The 1455-nt window shown below is 44.6% G+C and carries 1 protein-coding gene; it reads right to left on the bottom strand.

From position 1 onward, the window contains the following. Positions 1-443: 443 nt before the first annotated feature. Positions 444-1455, bottom strand: a 1012-nt coding sequence (locus STRDD11_RS05920; protein WP_128836341.1) for a DUF3592 domain-containing protein, incomplete at its 5' end; no start/stop codon positions are given.

Below are 1455 nucleotides of genomic sequence, written 5' to 3' on the forward strand. Positions count from 1 at the left end.
GCAACCTCAAAGCAGTGCTTTTGTTGCTTCCTCTCGGAAGCTCTATCTAAAACCTCAAAAGCTCCACTGGAGCTTTTGAGCAATCAGCTACCGCGTCAAGAGTTTTTTACCAAAACAAAGCGAGACTGAAGTCTTTTTGTCTCAGCCTCGGCTTTCGTTCAGTCCGGGGGAGTGAGGCTGTCCAGTAAAATCCTTCACCCAATGGGTGAAAAAAGAAAACCATCCAGAATCCTTGGCCTATCAGGGAATCTGGATGGTTTTTGTGATATGTGTGAATAATTGGGGGTTAAAAATGCCTTCAACCAACGGCACCTTCGTGTCTTCATACCACCTTCATCTTAAGGGAAGGTACGGGCCAGTCAGCCTATCACCTCAAAGCAGGTCAAGACGGTAGGCCGGCCAGCTGCTGGTCAATGACGAGAGAGCTGGCATTGGGAGGGAAATCAGCTGATCCGTATTTGATTTGTGATGGCATAGATGTCATTGTCATCTATCAGGAACCGGCTATCATCATGAGGATCCACATAGACTGGGATAGGTCTAGGATTCTGGCTGTAAGAGATAAAATGATGTTCTCTTAAGGGAAGGCAAATGCTGGTTTGATAGGGCACTTGGTTAATATCAAATTCAAGCCAAATCTCATGCAACGGATTATAGTTTCTAAACTGTTCAGCGGGAATAACATCGATAATATAACCGTAATAGACAGGCCCTAGTCTTCTGGCTTGAGCGAGTCTAGCCTTCTTTATCCAAGCAGCAATGATTAGAGAGAGAATCTTGCCGACTAGCATTAGACTAAAGCCAGGCAAGAAGACTATATAAAAGAAATGATGGTTTTCACTAGAAGCACTCTGATAGGGATACTCAGGGTTATAGGCAATAGAGATTTGACTTTGAATTTTGGGTTGTGTAAATCTACCGAGAACAGAATGGCCTTCATAAGCCACGCCGTCTACTTGATATTGGTAGATGCTACTATAAAGACTTAATCCTCCACCACCTCCTCCTCTTCTTCCTCCAGTTTCATACACATCATAGTCAAGGACTTGAGCGGATGTAGTTTTCCAACCATAAAATACAACTTTGAATTGCCCTGTTGCAGAGATACAGATATAAGTGAGGGCTATCATAACCAGGCTTAGGCTAACTAAGGATACAATGGGCCGCGGTTTACGGACTCTTCCCTTAACGATGCTGATGCTTTTTGCAGCCTTGGGTTGCGGCTTTGGCTCCTGTGGGGGATTAAAGGCCTGATAGAGGGAGCCGGCAGCCAATGCCATAAATAATAAGAATCCCAGCAATGGCATGAGTACAAGGATAGGGATTGGGATGTCATTCTTATATTGGCTCTGCTCAGGCGACTTGGGATTATAGAGAATGCTAATGGTTTCCCCAGACTTAGGCACTTCATCTTGATAGAGGTCTGAAAATCCCTGGTAGGTTTGGCCATCAACA

It is taken from the genome of Streptococcus sp. DD11 (genome assembly GCF_001578865.1).
GTDB classification, from domain to species: Bacteria; Bacillota; Bacilli; order Lactobacillales; family Streptococcaceae; genus Streptococcus; species Streptococcus panodentis.